Genomic DNA, 17,167 nt, shown 5'->3' on the forward strand with positions numbered 1-17,167 from the left:
AAATGTTGCAGTGCAACAACTGACACACCATCGTCTTCAATCGTAAGTTTCTGCATCCGGATCGGTGGCTTCCAGCTCGTAGCTGGCTGCCGCCATGGCCAAACGCCCGACCACGCCGTACATGTAGAAGCGATTGGGCGCACTGGCGCCCGGGCGCATGCCCACCTGGGGCAGGTGCGCGCTCTCGGCAAATGCCAGCGGCACATAGCTGGAGCCCGGGGCGCTGAGGTTCTCGTCCACCCCGCGCTCGGCGTGGATGCGGTAGAAGCCGCCCACCACATAGCGGTCCATCATGTAGACCACGGGCTCGGCCACGGCATCATTGATGCGCTCGTTGGTCAGCACGCCTTCCTGGATGATGATGTCCTGCGCGGGTATGTCGTCCTGCTGGGTCTTGGCCCGGTGGTGCAGCACGGCCAGGTCTTTCACGTCGCGCACCGTCATGATGCCCATATTGCGCGAGCCGCTATCGGACTTGACGATCACGAAGGGCTTCTCGTTAATGCCGTATTCCTTGTATTTGCGGCGGATCTTGCCCAGCAGCGCGTCCACATTGGTGTTCAGGCATTCCATGCCCTGGCCCTGGGCCATGTCGACCGCGCCGCACTGGTTGAACATGGGGTTGATCAGCCAGGGGTCTATGCCCAGCAGCTTACCCAGGCGCTTGGCCAGCTCTTCGTAGTTGCGGAAATGGGTGCTTTTGCGCCGTACCGACCAGCCCGCATGCAGTGGCGGCAGCAGGTACTGCTCGTGCAGCTCTTCCAGGATGCCGGGCGCACCGGCCGACAAGTCGTTGTTCAGCAGAATCGTGCAGGGGTCGAAATCCTTCAGGCCCAGGCGGCGCTTGCTGCGGATCACCGGCTCCAGCGTCACCTGCTCGCCATTCGGCAGGTTGACGACCGTGGTTTCCTTGATGTCGGGGTTGATCGAGCCGACCCGCACGTTCAGCCCGGCCATGTGGAAGATGCGCTGCAGCTGCGCCACATTCGACAGGTAGAAAGTGCTGCGGGTGTCGTTTTCGGGAATCAGCAGCAGGTTCTTGGCCTCGGGGCAGATCTTTTCAATTGCGGCCATGGCCGATTGCACGGCCAGCGGCAGCATCTGCGGAGTCAGGTTGTTCCAGCCGCCGGGAAACAGGTTGGTATCGACCGGGGCCAGCTTGAAGCCTGCATTGCGGATGTCCACCGCGCAGTAAAACGGCGGCGTGTGCTCCATCCACTCCAGCCGGAACCAGCGCTCAATGGCGGGCATGGAGTCGAGAATGCGCTGTTCCAGTTCGTTGATCGGGCCGGTGAGCGCGGTAATGAGATGGGGAACCATGGGGTTTTCTTTGAAAGATATAACCGCATTGTAGGAACTTGGCTGCGGGCCCTGCCGGTGCAGCTGCCCGGCCCCGTAACACCGCGTCATGCCGAAATAGCAGGCCTGCCCAAAGAAATTGGCATGGAATGTGCGCAATATCGCTGCCTGACTTTGCCGAGTCGGCGGATCATCGCCTACCTCTGTTTGCCACCAAGCCCCCGACCATGAAATCTACCAGCCTGTTGTTCTGCGCCTGCCTTACCGCCGTATCGGCCACGGCCGATACCCTGGACACTATCCGCAGCAGCGGCGAGATCACCCTGGCGCACCGCAACGCCTCGATTCCCTTCTCGTACGTAGACGCCGACGGCCGCCCCATGGGCTATGCGGTAGACCTGTGCCTGAAACTGGCCGAGGCCATCAAACGCGAGCTGAAGCTGCCCAAGCTGAGCGTCAAATACCTGCTGGTCACCCCGGATACGCGCATGAAGGCCATCGCAGAAGGGCAGGCCTCCATGGAATGTGGCTCGACCACCAACAATGCAGAACGGCGCAAGCTGGTCGACTTCACCATCCCCCACTACATTTCCAGCTCCCGCTTCTTGGTCCGCACCGATTCCCAGATTCGGTCCATAGAACAGCTCAGCGGCCATACCGTGGTGTCCACCAAGGGCACTACCAATATCAAGTCCCTGAGCCGCGTCAACAACGACAAATTACTGGGCCTGAAAATCGTCGAAGCGGCGGACCACGCCCAGGCTTTTTCCATGGTGGCCGGTGGCCAGGCTTCTGCCTTTGCCATGGACGATGTGCTGCTGTCGGGCTTGCGCGCCACTGCCCCCAAGCCCGAAGACTTCATGCTGATCGGCAAAGCCCTGAGCATCGAGCCCTACGCCATCATCCTGCCCAAGAACGATGCGCCGTTCAAAAAGCTGGTGGACCAAGAAATGCGCCGCATCATCCTGAGCGGAGAAATCAATGCGATGTACGCCAAGTGGTTTCAGCACCCCATCCCGCCCAAGAATGTGAACCTGGACCTGCCCATGCCCTACATGCTGAAGGACTCGTTCAAGTACCCCAGCGACAAGGTAGGCGACTTGAATTAGCCTAGTAGGTAAGCACTCACAACCCGACGATGGACAGCACGGCTTTCAGGCCAGGAACCCGTGGATCCGGCTCTGCCGGGCCACTGGGTTCGCCCCCTGCAAGGGGGTTGGCGGAAACACGCAGTGTGGAGCCTGGGGGTGAGCAACTAGTTAGCCGCGCACTTCGCCCTGGCCCAGCACCACGTATTTCAACGAGGTCAACCCGGCCAGCCCGACCGGGCCGCGCGCGTGGAACTTGTCGGTGCTGATGCCGATTTCGGCGCCCAGGCCAAACTCGAAGCCGTCGGCAAAGCGGGTGCTGGCGTTGACCATCACACTGGCCGAATCCACCTCGCGCAGGAACTGCTGCGCATGCATGTGGTCGCGCGTGAGGATGGCGTCGGTATGGTGGGACGAATACTTGTTGATGTGGGCGATGGCCTCGTCGACCCCGTCGACGATCTTGACGCTGATGACCGGCGCCAGGTATTCCTCGAACCAGTCCTGCTCGCTCGCTGCCACGATATTTGCTACATCTTTGGTAGCTGCATGCGCAGACAGTATCTGCGCTGCAGCCGGATCACACCGCATTTCCACACCCTTGGCGGCATAGACGGCACCGATCAACGGCAGGAACTCGGCCGCCACGCCGCGCGCCACCAGCAGGCCTTCGGCGGCGTTGCAGGGGCTGTACTTCTGGGTCTTGGCGTTGTCGGCCACGGTGACGGCCATGGCGATGTCGCAGGGGTCGTCCACATAGACATGGCAGTTGCCGTCCAGGTGCTTGATCACCGGCACCTTGGCGTCGCGGCTGATGCGCTCGATCAGGCTCTTGCCGCCGCGCGGAATGATCACGTCCACATACTGGGGCATGGTGATCAGCTGACCGACGACTTCGCGGTCGGTGGTCTGCACCAGCTGCACCGCGTCGGCCGGCAGGCCGGCCTCGGTCAGCGCCTGCTGCACCAGCAAAGCCAGCGCCTTGTTCGATTCGATGGCCTCGGAGCCGCCGCGCAAGATGCAGGCATTGCCGCTCTTGATCGACAGGCTGGCGGCCTCGATGGTCACATTGGGTCGGCTCTCGAAAATCATGCCGAACACGCCAATCGGCACGCGCATCTGGCCGACGCGGATGCCGCTGGGCTGCTGCTGCAGGCCGATGATCTCGCCAATGCTGTCGGGCATGGCGGCCAGCTGCTCGCAGCCCTGGGCGCAGGTTTCCAGCGTCTGCGGGCTGAGCTTGAGGCGGTCCACCATGGGCGCGGCCAGGCCGGCGGCGCGGGCCCGGTCCAGGTCTTTGGCGTTTTCTATCTGCAGCGGCGCGATGCTCTCGCGCAGCAGCCGGGCCAGGCTGCGCAAAGCTATGTTTTTAGTAGCTGTTGACGCACGTGCCATATGCGCAGAAGCCACTTTTGCTTGCAAACCCAAGGTCTGGGCGTATTCGGCGATGTTCAGAGCGTTCATGCCCGTATTTTGTCACGGGCGGCAAAAACCTAGCGCCCGGGCTGCGGAACGCAGGCCTGGCACAGCATGCCGGCCAGCCGGTGCAGTGCCTGCCAGGGATCGGCCGGCCAGTCGGGCTGCTTCAGGCCTTTGACGATGCCGTCCACCTGGTGCGCGGCCTGCAGCAGCTGGGCGATCTGGGCGCTGGCCAGGCGCGGCAGCACGCGTTCGAACAGCCGCTCCTTGGCGCCCCAGACGCGGTTGTCGCGCAAGGCCATGGGCAACGGCTTGCCCGCGTCCATCGCGTCTTTGACGCGCTTGAGCGAACGGATATCTTCGGCCAGTGCCCAGTGCACCAGCACCTCGGCCTCGCCCTCGGCCTGCAGGCCGTCGAGCATGCGCTGGGTGCGCAGGCGCTGGCCGGCCAGCACGGATTCGGACAGCTTGAACACGTCGTAGCGCGCCACGTTCAGCACCGCGGATTCGACCTGCGCCCACTGCAGCTCGCCCGGCGGATGCAGCAGCGCCAGCTTCTGGATTTCCTGGTGCGCGGCCAGCAGATTGCCCTCCACCCGGTCGGCAAAGAACTGCAAGGTGCGCTGGCCTTCGACCCCGGCCTCGACCCGCTGGCCCTGGGCCTGCAGGCGCTGGGCGATCCACTGCGGCAAGGCGCCGCGCTCCACCGGCTCGACCTGGATGGTCACGCCAAAGCGCTCCAGCGCCACAAACCAGGCGGCCGATTTGGCCACCTTGTCGAGCCGCGGCAAGACCACCAGAGTCAGGGTATCGGCATTGCCCTCGGCCTGCTGGGCCAGCTGCTGCAAGGCCACGCTGCCGTCCTTGCCCGGCTTGCCGGACGGAATGCGGATCTCCAGGATCTGCTTGTCGGCAAACAGGCTCAGCGAGCCGCCGGCCGCCAGCACCTCGCTCCAGTCGAAATGCGCGCCCGCCACGCTGTGCACCGTGCGCTCGGTGTAGCCCTGCCCACGCGCCGTGGCGCGGATCGCGTCCAGCGCCTCCTGCACCAGCAGCGGCTCGTCGCCATGCAAGGTGTAGAGGGAGCGCAGGCCTTTCGAGAGTTGTGCCGCAAGCTGGGCGGGGGCGAGTTGCATAGCCCGGGCTAGATCTCTTTCACTGCCGCCAGCCGGCGCATGATCTGCTGCACGATGTCGGTCTGCATGCTGCGGTAGAGCAGCTCCACTTCCGCTTCCTTGCCCAAGGCCTGGGTTTCGGAGTAGCTTATGTCGCGCTGTTGCAGCAGCTCCACGTCGGGAATCAGCTCTTTGCCCTGCGGTGTGCGCAGGCGGAACTTCATCCGCACGCGCAGCTGGAACTCACGCACCTGGCCGGCCGAAGTCAGCGAGGCCGCGCTTTTCTCGCGCTGGTCGCTGACCACATCCAACACCACCTGGGCTGTGTCCAGCAGTTTCGCGTCGCTGATGACCACCAGGCCGCTGCCGGTGAGGTTGCGCTTGAGCTCATTGCCCAGCGAAGAGGCTTCGGCCACGCGAACGAAGATCGTGCTGAAGGCGAAAGTCGGCGCCTGGCGCAGCGCAAAGCCGCAGGCGGTCAGCCCCAGTGCGGGGGCGGCGAGCAAGAGGTTGCGGCGGCGCATCACAGCACCAGGTTCACCAGGCGCCCAGGCACCACGATGATCTTTTTAGGGGCAGCGCCCGCAGCGGCCTTGGTAAAGGCTTCGCAGGCCAGGGCCGCGGCCTCGATCTCGGCCTTGCTGGCGGCGGCCGGCACATGGATGGAGCCGCGCAGCTTGCCGTTGACCTGCAGCATCAGTTCGATCTCGTCCTGCACCAGGGCCAGCGGGTCGACCACCGGCCAGGCCGCGTCGAGCAGATCGCCGAAGCGGTCCACATAACCGAGCTCGGTCCATAGCGCGTGGGTCACATGGGGGGTGGCCGGGTACAGGCAGCGCAGCAGGATGCCGAAGCCTTCGATCAGCGCCACCTGGGCGCCGGCGGTGTCCAGCGCCTTGAAGTCTTCCAAGGCGTTCAGCAGCTTCATGCCGCCCGACACCACGGTGTTGTACTGCATGCGCTGGTAGTCGTAGTCGACCTGCTTGAGCACGGTGTGGACTTCGTGGCGCAAGGCCTTGGCGGCTTTGCTGAATTCAACGTCTTTCAGGCTGCTGGCGCTGGCCACGCTTGCACGGGCAGCTGCGGAATCCATAGCAGCGAGCTTGACGCCGAAGTTCCAGACCCGGCGCAGGAAGCGGTAGCTGCCTTCGACCGAGGCATCGTTCCATTCCAGAGTCGCCTCGGGCGGCGCGGTGAACATGGTGTACAGGCGGGCGGTGTCGGCGCCGTAGCGCTCGATCAGGTCCTGCGGGTCGACGCCATTGCTCTTGCTCTTGCTCATGGTGGTGAGCTCGTAGTGCAGCGGCGTGCCGTCGGTCTTCAGCGTGCCGCCAGTGATCTGGTCGCGCTCGTTGCGCACCACGTCGACTTCGCTCTCCCAGTGGTACTGGATGCCGCCAGCCGCCGGCTTGTGCGAGAAGGCGCCGTTCAGCACCATGCCCTGGGTCAGCAGCTTGCTGAACGGCTCGTCGCACTTGACCAGGTCCAGGTCGCGCATCACCTTGGTCCAGAAACGGGCGTACAGCAGGTGCAGGATGGCATGTTCGATGCCGCCGATGTACTGGTCCATGGGCATCCAGTAGTCGGCGCCCTCGGCCACCATGTGCTCGGTGTTGTGCGGGTCGCAGTAGCGCATGAAGTACCAGCTGGAATCCACGAAGGTGTCCATGGTGTCGGTCTCGCGCCGGGCCTTGGCGCCGCAGATCGGGCAGACCACGCCGGCGTGGAAACCTTCGTGCTTGTTCAGCGGATTGCCGGAACCATCGGGGATGCAGTCCTGCGGCAGCACCACCGGCAAGTCTTTCTCGGGCACCGGCACCGCGCCGTGTTCGTCGCAGTGGATGATGGGGATGGGCGTACCCCAGTAGCGCTGGCGGCTGACGCCCCAATCGCGCAGGCGCCAGGTGGTTTTCTTGTCGCCCAGGCCCTTGACCTGCAGCGCATGGGCCACGGCATTCACCGCGTCCTGGAAGCTGAGGCCGCTGAAACTGTCGGAGTTGATGGTCACGCCGCGTTGCTTGTCGCCGTACCAGTCGTTCCAGTGGTGGTAGTCGTAATGCAGATGGTCAATATGCACCACCTGGACGATAGGCAAATCATATTTAAGGGCAAAGGCGAAGTCGCGCTCGTCGTGGCCGGGCACGCCCATCACCGCGCCGTCGCCATAGCCCATCAGCACGTAGTTGCCGACCCAGACGTCGATCGGGTGGCCGTTCAGCGGATGGGTGACCTGCAGGCCGGTGGGCATGCCTTCTTTTTCGCGCACCGCCAGCTCGGCCTCGGTGGTGCCGCCCTGCTTGCAGCTTTCGATGAAGGCCGCCAGCTTGGGGTTGGTCTTGGCGGCATGGGTGGCCAGCGGGTGCTCGGGCGCCACCGCGCAGAAGGTCACGCCCATGATGGTGTCGGCGCGGGTGGTAAACACATACATCTTGCCGCCGTCGATCAGCTGGCCGCTGCTGTCCTTGATGCTGTGCGGGAAGGCGAAACGCACACCTTCGCTCTTGCCGATCCAGTTTTCCTGCATCAGCTTGACGCGCTCAGGCCAGCCCGGCAGGTCGTCCTGGACCTGGCCCAGCAGCTCCTCGGCGTAGTCGGTGATCTTCAGGTAGTAGCCAGGGATTTCACGCTTTTCGACCACCGCGCCGGTACGCCAGCCCTTGCCGTCGATCACCTGCTCGTTGGCCAGCACCGTCATGTCCACCGGGTCCCAGTTGACCACCTGGGTCTTGCGGTAGGCAATGCCCTTGTCCAGCATCTTCAGGAACAGCCACTGGTTCCACTTGTAGTACTCGGGCGTGCAAGTGGCGACTTCGCGGCTCCAGTCGATGGCCAGGCCCATGGCCTGCATCTGGGTCTTCATGTAGGCGATGTTGTCGAAGGTCCACTGCGCGGGCGGCACGCTGTTCTTCATGGCGGCGTTCTCGGCCGGCAGGCCAAACGCGTCCCAGCCCATGGGCATCAGCACGTTGTAGCCCTGCATGCGCAGCTGGCGCGCCAGCATGTCGTTGATGGTGTAGTTGCGCACATGGCCCATGTGCAGCTTGCCGCTGGGGTAGGGCAGCATGGAGCAGGCGTAGAACTTCTTCTTCGACCGGTCTTCGGTGACGCGGTAGGCGTCGCGCGCCGTCCAATGGGCTTGGGCTGCGGATTCGACTTCGAGATGGTTGTATTTTTCGAGCATGGCGGACGGGGGAAGCAAAAAGACGGGGCGGCGAAATTGGCCGCAAGGGGCTGATTTTAGGGTCTGGCCGCGGGCTCGGCCACAAAGCCGATACGGCTGAGGCCGGCCTTCTGCGCCACGCCTATGACTTCGACCACCCGGCCATAGGGCACCGTGGTATCGGCGCGCAGCTGCACCTCGGTATCGGGGTCGTGCTCGGCAATGGTTGCAAGCTGGGCGGCCAGCTCGGCGGAGCCCACCGGCTGGTTGTCCAGAAAGGCATTGCCGGCCTTGTCGACCACCAGGCTGACGAACTGCGGCGCGGTCTGCGGCTTGGCGGCGTCCGTCTTGGGCAGGTCCAGTTGGATCGAGGTCGCCAGCAGGGGCGCGGTCAGGATGAAGATCACCACCAGTACCAGCATCACATCCACCAGCGGCGTCATATTGATGTCGCTCATGGGCTCGGGGCCCTTGGTGCGTTCGAGGCGGCCGAAAGCCATGGTATTAAACCGGGTGGTCCACCAGCAACTCACGCAGATCGCGGGCAAAGCCTTCGAGGTCGGCCTCGATGCTGCCCAGCAGGCGGCCGTAGACGTTGTAAGCCAGCACCGCGGGGATGGCCACCGCCAGGCCGGCGGCCGTCATCACCAGCGACTCGCCCACCGGGCCGGCCACCTTGTCGATGCTGATCTGGCCCGACAGCGCAATCGCGCCCAGCGCGTGGTAGATGCCCCAGACCGTGCCCAGCAGGCCGACAAACGGCGCGGTGGAGCCGACCGTGGCCAGCAGCACCTGGCCGAACTGCAGCTTGTGCAGCACGGCGTGCAAGGCATTGCGCAGCACGCGGGTCAGCTGCTGCGAGCGGTCGCCAGCCGCAGCCAAGGTACCGTTTGCTTCTATTTTTGTAGCTGCAAGCAAAGGCAGGACCAGCGCCAGAGGGTCAAAGGATGCCAAACGCTGCTGGGCTTCGGCAACGCTGGGCGCCTGCCAGAAAGCCGCGGTGCTGCGCGCCACATCGACCCGGGCGCGGCGCAGCAGCCAGCCCTTCCACAGAATCACCACCCAGCTGGCCACCGACATCAGCAGCAGCAGCAGCGCCACCACGCGACTCACGAAGTCGCCCTGGCTCAGCAGCGGCAGCGCATTCATGGACTTACTTCAGGCCCAGCACGTCGAACATGTCGAATAAGCCGGTCTTCTTGTCGGCCAGGAAGCGCACCGCACGCAGGCTGCCCTGGGCGTAGGTGGCGCGGCTGGACGACTTGTGGCTGATCTCGATGCGCTCGCCGGTGCCGGCAAACAGCACCGTGTGGTCGCCGACGATGTCGCCGCCGCGGATGGTGGCAAAGCCGATGCTGGACGGATCGCGCTCGCCGGTCACGCCGTAGCGTTCGTAGACTGCGCAGTCCTTCAGGTCGCGGCCCAGCGCGTCGGCGATGACTTCGCCCATTTTCAGCGCGGTGCCGGAGGGCGCGTCCACCTTGTGGCGGTGGTGGGCCTCGACGATTTCGATGTCATAGCCGGTGGACAAGGCCTTGGCGGCCATTTCCAGCAGCTTGAGGGTGACGTTGACGCCAACGCTCATGTTCGGCGCCAGCACGATGGCGATGTCTTTGGCGATCTCGGCAATCTCGGCTTTTTGTGCGTCGCTAAAGCCGGTGGTGCCGATCACGGCATTCACGCCCAGGCTGCGGCAAGCCTGCAGATGCGCCAGCGTGCCTTCTGGGCGGGTGAAGTCGATCAGCACCCGGGCGTTCTTCAGGCCGGCCTGCAGGTCGGCCGTGATGGCTACGCCGGCGCTTTGGCCCAGGAACGCCGAGGCATCGGTACCGATGGACGGGCTTTCCAGCCGGTCCAGGGCGCCGGCCAGCACGCAGTCATCGGCGTTGCGGATCGCTTCGATCAGCATGTGGCCCATGCGGCCCGAGGAGCCGGCGACGGCAATCGCGTGGACGGGAGTGTGGGCGGATGCGCCCGAAAGAGAGTCGGTCATGGCAAAAAACCGCCGGGCTTAAGGGGCGGGAGCTTCTAACGGAGGGTAGGCGGTGACCACAGGGGCCTGCGGAGCCGAGGCTGCCGCCACGGGAGCAGGCGCCGGGAAGGATTTGAGGCGGCTTTCGTCGGCTTCGAGCACCGGCACGGCCTTGGTGGAGCGCGTCTTGGCCAGCAAACTGACGAATTCGCTTTCGCTGGGCATGGTGTCGCCCTCGACGCGGTCCAGCACGTCGCCCTTAAAGAACACGGTCAGCTGGCGCGCCTGCGGCTCGGTGCCCTGGCGGCGCAACGTGAACACATAGTCCCAGCGGTCGCCATGGAACACGTCCTGCAGCAACGAGGTGCCCAGGATGTCTTTCACCTGCTCGCGGGCCATCCCGGGCTTGAGGGCATCGACCTGTTCCTTGGACACGAAATTGCCCTGCACCACCTCGATCTGGTAGGGCGCCAGGGAGCTGACGAAGCTGCGGGTGCGGTTATCCAGGCCGCTGCACGCTACCAAGGTCGCGCAAACCGCAAGGGTCAGAGCGGTACCGGTACCGCGCAAGAAAGGTGCAAACATGGATAAAGGGCTCTAGCGATATGATCGAATGATTGTAGCGGCAGCCTCCACGGCGCCGCCTGTAAAGAAAGACCTCCGTCCATGGCCAATATCGAAGAACTGAAGAACACCGGCCTGAAGGCCACCCTGCCCCGCCTGAAGATTCTGGAAATCTTCCAGAAAGGCGAGTTGCGCCACATGACGGCCGAAGACGTGTTCCGCGTGCTGCTGCTCGAGCATTCCGACATCGGCCTGGCCACGGTGTACCGCGTGCTCACCCAGTTCGAGCAAGCCGGCATTCTGTCGCGCAGCCATTTCGAATCGGGCAAGTCGGTGTACGAGCTGAACGAAGGCCGGCACCACGACCACTTTGTCTGCACCGGCTGCGGCAAGGTGGAGGAGTTCTACGACGCCGAAATCGAACAGCGCCAGCAGATCGTGGCCAAAGCCAAGGGCTGGACGGTGCACGACCACGCGATGTCGCTCTACGGCCTGTGCGCCGAGTGCTCGGCTAAATAGGCTCACCCCCAGGCTACGCGCTTCGCGTCTTCGCCAACCCCCTTGCAGGGGGCAATACCAGTGGCCCGGCGGAGCCGGTTCCACGGTGTTTCTGGAAGGGGTATCTCAGCGGTAGTTTTAGAGCCTTTTAGGCCGCTAGCGCTTACTGCATCTGCGCAAGATGCTACTTAAACAATAGCAAGCGGCTTATTCAGCGTCTTCCATCGCCTTGCGGTGGCGCTCGACGAATTCCTGGTAGGTATCGATGCCGCGCAGCTGCAGGATGGTGTTGCGCACGGCGGCCTCCACCAGCACGGCGATATTGCGACCGGCCACCACCTGGATGATTACCTTGCGTACCGGTACGCCCAGCACGTCCTGGGTCAGCGGCTCGTAGGGCAGGCGCTCGTACTCGCGCTCCATGGTTTCCTTGCGCACCAGATGCACGATGAGCTTGAGGCGCATCTTGCGGCGCACCGCGGTTTCGCCAAAGATGCCGCGGATGTCCAGCAGGCCGATGCCGCGCACTTCCAGCAGGTTTTGCAGCAGCTCGGGGCAGCGGCCTTCGATGGTGGTCTGGTTGATGCGGTACAGGTCCACCGCGTCGTCGGCCACCAGGCCGTTGCCGCGGGAGATCAGCTCCAGGCCCAGCTCGCTCTTGCCCAGGCCGGACTCGCCGGTAATCATCACGCCCAGGCCCAGAATGTCCATGAACACGCCGTGCATCGAGGTGCGGTCGGCGAAATGCTTGGAGAGGTAGGCGCGCAGCACGTCGATCACGAAGGCCGACGAGTCCTCGGTCGAAAACATCGGTATCTGCGCACGCTCACACATCGATAGCAGCGCATCAGGCGCCACCTGGCCGTCGGCCATGATCAGCACCGGCGGCTCCAGCGTGACGATGCGGGCGATCCGGCGCGCGCAGTCTTCGGCCGAGGCACTGGTCAGGTAGGCGACCTCGCGCTCGCCCATGATCTGCACGCGGTAGGGGTGGATGTAATTCAGGTAGCCGACCAGATCGGCGCCGGATCGGGCCGCGCGCACCGCGACTTCGTCAAAGCGGCGCTCGGAAGCGCCCAGGCCAGCAATCCATTCCCAGCGCAACAGCGCGCGGAAGGCCTCGAACAGGACGTCTGCGCTGACAACGGTGGGTTTCAAAGGCGGTACCGGGCCCGGAGTTAGGGGATCAGGCGGGTTGCGCTGACTGCCAGGTGCAGATCAGGCCGTGCAAGGCCTCGGCATCTGCCGCTGTCTTGATTTTTTCGCGCAAGGGCGCGTCGCTGAGCAACTCGGCGATTTCGGACAGTATTTCCAGGTGCTTCTGGGTCGCAGCCTCGGGCACCAGCAAAAAGATCAGCAAACCCACAGGTTGCTCGTCCGGCGCATCAAAGCCGATGGGCTGGGCCAATTGCACCACGGCCGCCATAGGCGCCTTCAGGCCTTTGATGCGGCCATGCGGAATCGCCACCCCATGGCCCAGCCCGGTCGAGCCCAGGCGTTCGCGGGCGAACAGGCTGTCGGTGATCAGGGCCCGGCTCAGGCCGTGCAGATTCTCAAACAGCAAGCCGGCTTCTTCAAAAGCACGCTTTTTGCTGGACGCATCGACGCTCACGAGCACTTGAGCGGAGGGCAGGATGGAGGCGAGTCGGTTCATGGTGAGTGGCGAATTATGCACGTGCGGAAATGTAAGCGGCAGTCCCAACAAAAAAGCCGCCTCATACATCGGCGGCTTTTGCTCGGGGCGCGGAACGCCCGGGGTTTACATCAGGCGCTTCGGTGCCGCGTGGTGGTGGTCTTGCACACGGTCTTTGTGGCGCACTACCTGGCGGTCCAGCTTGTCAACCAGATCGTCTACTGCCGCGTATAAATCAGCGTGGGAGCTTTCGGCGAACATGTCGCTACCTTTGACATGGATGTTGCATTCGGCACGTTGGCGGCCTTGCTTTTCCTTTTGCTTTTCAATCGTCAGTAACACTTTGACGTCTACCAGCTGGTCGAAATGCCGGGTTATTCGGTCCAGCTTGGTTGTCACATAGGTACGCAGAGCGGGAGTTACATCCAGGTGGTGTCCGCTGATCGTCAAGTTCATGTATAGCCTCCTAATGCTGTACTTTCACCGTTGAAAGTCAATTCACTATGCGCCCGTTGGGATGGGAAAGCAACCCTCAACCCTGCATTTGTTACGCTTTAAGCGGAGGTAAACCTCGCCGCTGGCAAAACTTTTCAACATGTTGCAGTGCCATAATCCCGACCTCGTCCACTCCGGAGAAACCCCATGGAAAGCGCGCCCAGTCGCTAGCTTTCACCTCCCTGCGCAGCACGGGGGTTGAAAGCCAGCCCATCCACCCCAGCCCCGTTCGTTGCCCTCATTCTCAGGGAGTGCCCCATGCTCAACATTTTTTCGCTCGCCAACGGCCGGCTCTTCCAGGAAGAGATCGAGTCGCTGGAAGAGCTGTCCAAGTTCCAACCGATCTGGGTGGACCTGGAATCACCCACGCTGGAAGAAAAGCGCTGGATCAAACAGTACTACGGCCTGTCCATCCCGGAAGACGCGATGGACGAGGACATCGAGGAATCCGCCCGCTTCTACCAGGAAGACAATGGCGAGCTGCATATCCGCAGCGACTTCTTGGTGGCCGACGAGTCCGACCCGCGCACCGTGCGCGTGGCCTTCATCCTGAACCAGCACAATGCCGAGCTGAAAAGCAAGGGCGTGCTGTTTTCCATCCATGACGAAGACGTGCCGGTGTTCCGCCTGCTGCGCATGCGCGCGCGCCGGGCCCCAGGCCTGATCGAAGACGCCAAGGAAGTTTTACTGAAACTCTTCGACGCCGACGCAGAATACTCGGCCGACACGCTGGAAGACATCTACGTGGACCTGGAAAAGGTCAGCCGCCGGGTGCTGGCCGGCAATATGACCGACGCGCTGGCCGGCGAGGTGCTGGCCTCGATTGCCCGCCACGAGGATTTGAACGGCCGCATCCGCCGCAACATGATGGACACGCGCCGCGCCTTGAGCTTCATGATGCGCAGCAAGATGCTGAACGCCGAGCAGTTCGAAGAAGCCCGGCAGATCCACCGCGACATCGATTCGCTGGACTCGCACACGGCCTTTTTGTTCGACAAGATCAACTTCTTGATGGACGCCACCGTCGGTTTCATCAACATCAACCAGAACAAGATCATCAAGATCTTCTCGGTGGCCAGCGTGGCCCTGCTGCCGCCGACTTTGGTGGCCAGCATCTACGGCATGAACATGAAGTTCCCCGAGCTGGAATTCTTGGGTAGCTGGTCCTACCCCTACGTGGTCGCCATGATGACCGCCAGTGCGCTGGTGCCGATGTGGTACTTCTATAAACGGGGTTGGCTGACCTAGCCCAAGCGCTGCACAAACTCCGTAAGAATGGCCTGCGCATAGCGGCTGGCCACGGTGCTGACGAACGTGGGGAAATCGACGTGCGCGGTGTCGTCGGCCCGGTCGGAAATCGTGCGCACCACGGCGAAGGGGATGCCGTAGTCGTGGCAGACCTGGGCCACGGCGGCTCCCTCCATCTCCACCGCCAGCGCGTCAAAGCCGCCCGCCCGCAAAGCGGCTTGCAAGCGCTGCGCCTCGGTCGCGGCAGAGACGAAACGGTCGCCACTGGCGACCAAGCCGCAGTGCACTTGCGGCGCCCGTTGATGTAAAGAAAACAGGCCGCCAGCGCTGGATACACCTGCGCGAGCAGCTTCCAAAAGCATAGCAGTCAACGCAGAATCACAGTCGAAACGGGCTCGGCCATACAGCGGTACTTCGAAGGTTGGGAACAGCGGTGCGGCATCCATGTCGTGCTGCACGAAGCCGCTGGCCACCACCACGTCACCCACCTGCACGCCCTCGCCCACACCACCGGCCACGCCGGTAAAAACGATACGCTGCACGCCGAATTTCTCAATCAGCGCAGTCGCCGTGGTCGCTGCAGCCACCTTGCCGATGCGCGACAAGGCCAACACTACCGTCTGCCCGTGCCAGATGCCCATGCCGAACTCGCGCCCCGCATGCAGCACGCGCCGGGGCTGCTGCAATTGCTCGAATATCCCCTGCTGCTCTTCGGCCAGGGCGCTGAGGATGGCGAGGCTCATGCCTTGGTGCGCAGCTCTCGGCGCAGTATCTTGCCGACCGGCGTCTTGGGCAGCTCGGTGCGGAACTCGATGACCCGCGGTTGCTTGTAGCCGGTGAGCTTGGCCTTGCAGTACTCGCGCACCTGGGCTTCGGTCAGGGCCGGGTTCTTCTTGACAATCACCAGCTTCACCGCCTCGCCGGTCTTCTCGTCGGGCACGCCTACGCACGCGCATTCCAGCACACCGTCCATGGCTGCCACCACGTCCTCCACCTCGTTCGGGTAGACGTTGAAGCCGCTGACCAGCACCATGTCCTTCTTGCGGTCGACGATCTTGAAATAACCGCGCGCATCCATGGTGCCGATATCGCCGGTCTTGAAGTAGCCGTCGGCCGTCATAGACTGGGCGGTTTCGTCGGGGCGCTGCCAGTAGCCGGCCATCACCTGCGGCCCGCGGATGGCGATCTCGCCCGGCTGGCCCATGGGCACCTCGGCGCCCGCGTCGTCCAGCAGCTTGAAATAGGTGCTGGGCAGCGGCACGCCGATGGAGGCGGTGTAGGACTTGTCGGTAGGCGGGTTGCAGCTGGCGGTGGGCGAGGTTTCACTCAGGCCATAGCCTTCGGTGATGGGGCAGCCGGTCTTCTCCAGCCAGAGCTTGGCCACCGCCGCCTGTACCGCCATGCCACCGCCTATCGACACCTTCAGATGGCTCCAGTCGACGGTGTTGAAGTCGGGGTGGTTCGCCAGGCCATTGAACAGCGTGTTGACCGCCGGCAGACTGTGGATGCGGTGCTGCGACAACTCCTTCAGCACCGCCTTCATGTCGCGCGGATTCGGGATCAGCACCAGCTTGCCGCCGGTGCGCATGGACAGCATCATGCCCACGGTGAACGCGAAGATGTGGTACAGCGGCAGCGCGCACACGCTGGTCGGTTGCTCGTCGGCAGGCACGGCGTCCATCACCGGCTGGTTCCAGGCCTCGGACTGCAGCACATTGGCAATCACATTGCGGTGCAGCAGCACCGCGCCCTTGGACACGCCGGTGGTGCCACCGGTGTACTGCAGCACCGCCACGTCGTCGGGCTGCACTGGCACCGGCGTGAACGTGGTCCGGCTGCCCTGGGCCAGCGCCGTGTTGAAGCGCACCGCGCTGGGCAAGGCATAGGGCGGCACCAGCTTCTTGACCTTGCGCACCACGTAGTTGACCAACGCACCCTTGAGCAGGCCAAGCTGGTCGCCCATGGCGCACAACACGATGTGTTTGACTGGCGTGCTACCCAGGCACTGTTGCAGCGTGGCGGCAAAGTTCTCCAGGATCACGATGGCTTTGGCGCCCGAGTCCTTGAGCTGGTGCTCAAGTTCGCGCGGGGTGTACAGCGGGTTCACGTTGACCAGCACCAGGCCGGCCCGCATCAGCGCCGCCACGGCAATCGGGTACTGCGGCACATTGGGCATCATCACCGCCACGCGGTCGCCCTTGGCCAGGCCCAGGCCCTGCAGATAGGCGGCGAACTTGCGGCTCAGACTATCGGTTTCACCATAGCTGAGGTCCCTGCCCATAAAGCTATAGGCGGGTCGGTCGGCGTACTTCTGGAAGCTCTCTTCCAGCAAGGCCTGCAGCGACTGGTAACGCGTTGGGTCGATGTCGGCGGGCACGCCCGGGGGGTAGCTATTGAGCCAGATGCGCTCGGTCATAAGGAAATCTCCAAAAATCTAAAACGGCATAACCATCTGCTCCCAGAGATGCCGTGGAACCGGCTTTGCCGGGCCACTGGCATCGCCCCCTGCAAGGGGGTTGGCGAAAACACGCAGTGTGCAGCCTGGGGGTGAGCGTTAGCTATTCGATGGCCTTACCCATGTCTTCAACCACCTTCTTGGCATCGCCAAACACCATCATGGTCTTGTCCATGTAGAACAGCTCGTTGTCCAGCCCCGCATAGCCAGCGGCCATGGAG

At 63.5% G+C, this 17,167-nt stretch carries 18 protein-coding genes; 3 read left to right on the top strand and 15 right to left on the bottom strand.

Annotated features, from left to right (window positions below):
- Positions 1-36: 36 nt before the first annotated feature.
- Entirely contained in the window at positions 37-1,320 is a 1,284-nt protein-coding gene (gshA, locus tag J2X19_RS25050; RefSeq protein ID WP_116608208.1) for a glutamate--cysteine ligase, read from the bottom strand.
- A 206-nt stretch (positions 1,321-1,526) separates the two neighbouring features.
- Between gshA and J2X19_RS25055 the strand changes: the two genes are divergently transcribed.
- Positions 1,527-2,408, top strand: coding sequence for an amino acid ABC transporter substrate-binding protein (locus J2X19_RS25055; RefSeq protein WP_310377165.1), 882 nt, complete (start codon positions 1,527-1,529; stop codon positions 2,406-2,408).
- 150 nt (positions 2,409-2,558) lie between these two features.
- On the opposite strand, the gene J2X19_RS25060 is transcribed toward J2X19_RS25055, so the two are convergent.
- Genes J2X19_RS25060 through J2X19_RS25095 form a run of 8 tightly spaced genes read right to left on the bottom strand, consistent with a single transcriptional unit; the run spans position 2,559 to position 10,638 of the window.
- On the bottom strand, positions 2,559-3,851 hold the full coding sequence (locus J2X19_RS25060; protein WP_310377166.1) for a glutamate-5-semialdehyde dehydrogenase: 1,293 nt from the start codon (positions 3,849-3,851) through the stop codon (positions 2,559-2,561).
- 29 nt (positions 3,852-3,880) lie between these two features.
- A complete protein-coding gene (gene holA, locus J2X19_RS25065) occupies positions 3,881-4,942 on the bottom strand; it encodes a DNA polymerase III subunit delta (protein ID WP_310377167.1) in 1,062 nt (353 codons plus the stop codon).
- Between the two features lie 8 nt (positions 4,943-4,950).
- Positions 4,951-5,445 carry an LPS-assembly lipoprotein LptE gene (locus tag J2X19_RS25070; RefSeq protein ID WP_310377168.1) on the bottom strand — a complete coding sequence of 165 codons (495 nt, stop codon included), beginning with the start codon at positions 5,443-5,445 and terminating at the stop codon, positions 4,951-4,953.
- On the bottom strand, positions 5,445-8,102 hold the full coding sequence (gene leuS / locus J2X19_RS25075; RefSeq protein ID WP_310377169.1) for a leucine--tRNA ligase: 2,658 nt from the start codon (positions 8,100-8,102) through the stop codon (positions 5,445-5,447). The genes J2X19_RS25070 and leuS overlap by 1 nt, the downstream gene beginning before the upstream one ends.
- Positions 8,103-8,158: 56 nt before the next feature.
- A complete protein-coding gene (locus J2X19_RS25080; protein WP_092757552.1) occupies positions 8,159-8,581 on the bottom strand; it encodes an ExbD/TolR family protein in 423 nt (140 codons plus the stop codon).
- Positions 8,582-8,585: 4 nt separating this feature from the next.
- Complete coding sequence (locus J2X19_RS25085) at positions 8,586-9,230, bottom strand: MotA/TolQ/ExbB proton channel family protein (RefSeq protein ID WP_310377170.1); 645 nt, start codon at positions 9,228-9,230, stop codon at positions 8,586-8,588.
- A gap of 4 nt (positions 9,231-9,234) precedes the next feature.
- Positions 9,235-10,074: a 4-hydroxy-tetrahydrodipicolinate reductase gene (dapB, locus tag J2X19_RS25090; protein ID WP_116608202.1), complete on the bottom strand. Its 840-nt coding sequence runs from the start codon at positions 10,072-10,074 to the stop codon at positions 9,235-9,237.
- An 18-nt stretch (positions 10,075-10,092) separates the two neighbouring features.
- Positions 10,093-10,638 (bottom strand): outer membrane protein assembly factor BamE, encoded by a 546-nt coding sequence (locus tag J2X19_RS25095; RefSeq protein WP_116608201.1) that lies wholly within the window; start codon positions 10,636-10,638, stop codon positions 10,093-10,095.
- A gap of 81 nt (positions 10,639-10,719) precedes the next feature.
- Here J2X19_RS25095 and fur point away from each other — a divergent pair, with 81 nt between their 5' ends.
- Positions 10,720-11,136, top strand: coding sequence for a ferric iron uptake transcriptional regulator (fur, locus tag J2X19_RS25100; RefSeq protein ID WP_116608200.1), 417 nt, complete (start codon positions 10,720-10,722; stop codon positions 11,134-11,136).
- A gap of 186 nt (positions 11,137-11,322) precedes the next feature.
- On the opposite strand, the gene hprK is transcribed toward fur, so the two are convergent.
- The 3 genes from hprK to hpf form a co-directional block, all read right to left on the bottom strand.
- Positions 11,323-12,273, bottom strand: a complete 951-nt coding sequence (hprK, locus tag J2X19_RS25105; RefSeq protein ID WP_092757547.1) for an HPr(Ser) kinase/phosphatase — start codon at positions 12,271-12,273, stop codon at positions 11,323-11,325.
- Between the two features lie 28 nt (positions 12,274-12,301).
- The gene (locus tag J2X19_RS25110) at positions 12,302-12,769 is read right to left on the bottom strand and encodes a PTS sugar transporter subunit IIA (RefSeq protein WP_116608342.1); all 468 of its coding nucleotides are present in this window, start codon (positions 12,767-12,769) and stop codon (positions 12,302-12,304) included.
- A gap of 105 nt (positions 12,770-12,874) precedes the next feature.
- Positions 12,875-13,204, bottom strand: coding sequence for a ribosome hibernation-promoting factor, HPF/YfiA family (hpf, locus tag J2X19_RS25115; RefSeq protein ID WP_092757546.1), 330 nt, complete (start codon positions 13,202-13,204; stop codon positions 12,875-12,877).
- A gap of 297 nt (positions 13,205-13,501) precedes the next feature.
- Between hpf and J2X19_RS25120 the strand changes: the two genes are divergently transcribed.
- Positions 13,502-14,491: a magnesium and cobalt transport protein CorA gene (locus J2X19_RS25120; RefSeq protein WP_116608199.1), complete on the top strand. Its 990-nt coding sequence runs from the start codon at positions 13,502-13,504 to the stop codon at positions 14,489-14,491.
- Here the strand turns inward: J2X19_RS25120 and J2X19_RS25125 are convergent.
- The 3 genes from J2X19_RS25125 to J2X19_RS25135 all read right to left on the bottom strand — a co-directional run.
- Positions 14,488-15,234, bottom strand: coding sequence for a 5'-methylthioadenosine/adenosylhomocysteine nucleosidase (locus J2X19_RS25125; protein ID WP_310377171.1), 747 nt, complete (start codon positions 15,232-15,234; stop codon positions 14,488-14,490). The two genes, J2X19_RS25120 and J2X19_RS25125, sit on opposite strands and share 4 nt — an antisense overlap.
- Positions 15,231-16,907: a long-chain-fatty-acid--CoA ligase gene (locus J2X19_RS25130; RefSeq protein WP_116608197.1), complete on the bottom strand. Its 1,677-nt coding sequence runs from the start codon at positions 16,905-16,907 to the stop codon at positions 15,231-15,233. The genes J2X19_RS25125 and J2X19_RS25130 overlap by 4 nt, the downstream gene beginning before the upstream one ends.
- Before the next feature lie 142 nt (positions 16,908-17,049).
- Positions 17,050-17,167 (bottom strand): NAD(P)(+) transhydrogenase (Re/Si-specific) subunit beta (locus tag J2X19_RS25135; protein ID WP_257625297.1); only part of this gene is annotated, 118 nt, incomplete at its 5' end.

The sequence above is a fragment of the Rhodoferax ferrireducens genome (genome assembly GCF_031458075.1).
Classification (GTDB): Bacteria; Pseudomonadota; Gammaproteobacteria; order Burkholderiales; family Burkholderiaceae_C; genus Rhodoferax_B; species Rhodoferax_B ferrireducens_A.

Bases quoted from the DNA above. Each gene is read 5' to 3' on its own strand.
- J2X19_RS25055 (WP_310377165.1), top strand. From the start codon at position 1,527: ATGAAATCTACCAGCCTGTTGTTCTGCGCCTGCCTTACCGCCGTATCG.
- J2X19_RS25080 (WP_092757552.1), bottom strand. From the start codon at position 8,581: ATGGCTTTCGGCCGCCTCGAACGCACCAAGGGCCCCGAGCCCATGAGC.
- dapB (WP_116608202.1), bottom strand. From the start codon at position 10,074: ATGACCGACTCTCTTTCGGGCGCATCCGCCCACACTCCCGTCCACGCG.
- J2X19_RS25095 (WP_116608201.1), bottom strand. From the start codon at position 10,638: ATGTTTGCACCTTTCTTGCGCGGTACCGGTACCGCTCTGACCCTTGCG.
- hpf (WP_092757546.1), bottom strand. From the start codon at position 13,204: ATGAACTTGACGATCAGCGGACACCACCTGGATGTAACTCCCGCTCTG.
- gshA (WP_116608208.1), bottom strand. From the start codon at position 1,320: ATGGTTCCCCATCTCATTACCGCGCTCACCGGCCCGATCAACGAACTG.
- J2X19_RS25120 (WP_116608199.1), top strand. From the start codon at position 13,502: ATGCTCAACATTTTTTCGCTCGCCAACGGCCGGCTCTTCCAGGAAGAG.
- leuS (WP_310377169.1), bottom strand. From the start codon at position 8,102: ATGCTCGAAAAATACAACCATCTCGAAGTCGAATCCGCAGCCCAAGCC.
- holA (WP_310377167.1), bottom strand. From the start codon at position 4,942: ATGCAACTCGCCCCCGCCCAGCTTGCGGCACAACTCTCGAAAGGCCTG.
- J2X19_RS25085 (WP_310377170.1), bottom strand. From the start codon at position 9,230: ATGAATGCGCTGCCGCTGCTGAGCCAGGGCGACTTCGTGAGTCGCGTG.
- J2X19_RS25110 (WP_116608342.1), bottom strand. From the start codon at position 12,769: ATGAACCGACTCGCCTCCATCCTGCCCTCCGCTCAAGTGCTCGTGAGC.
- J2X19_RS25070 (WP_310377168.1), bottom strand. From the start codon at position 5,445: ATGCGCCGCCGCAACCTCTTGCTCGCCGCCCCCGCACTGGGGCTGACC.
- J2X19_RS25125 (WP_310377171.1), bottom strand. From the start codon at position 15,234: ATGAGCCTCGCCATCCTCAGCGCCCTGGCCGAAGAGCAGCAGGGGATA.
- J2X19_RS25060 (WP_310377166.1), bottom strand. From the start codon at position 3,851: ATGAACGCTCTGAACATCGCCGAATACGCCCAGACCTTGGGTTTGCAA.
- J2X19_RS25130 (WP_116608197.1), bottom strand. From the start codon at position 16,907: ATGACCGAGCGCATCTGGCTCAATAGCTACCCCCCGGGCGTGCCCGCC.
- fur (WP_116608200.1), top strand. From the start codon at position 10,720: ATGGCCAATATCGAAGAACTGAAGAACACCGGCCTGAAGGCCACCCTG.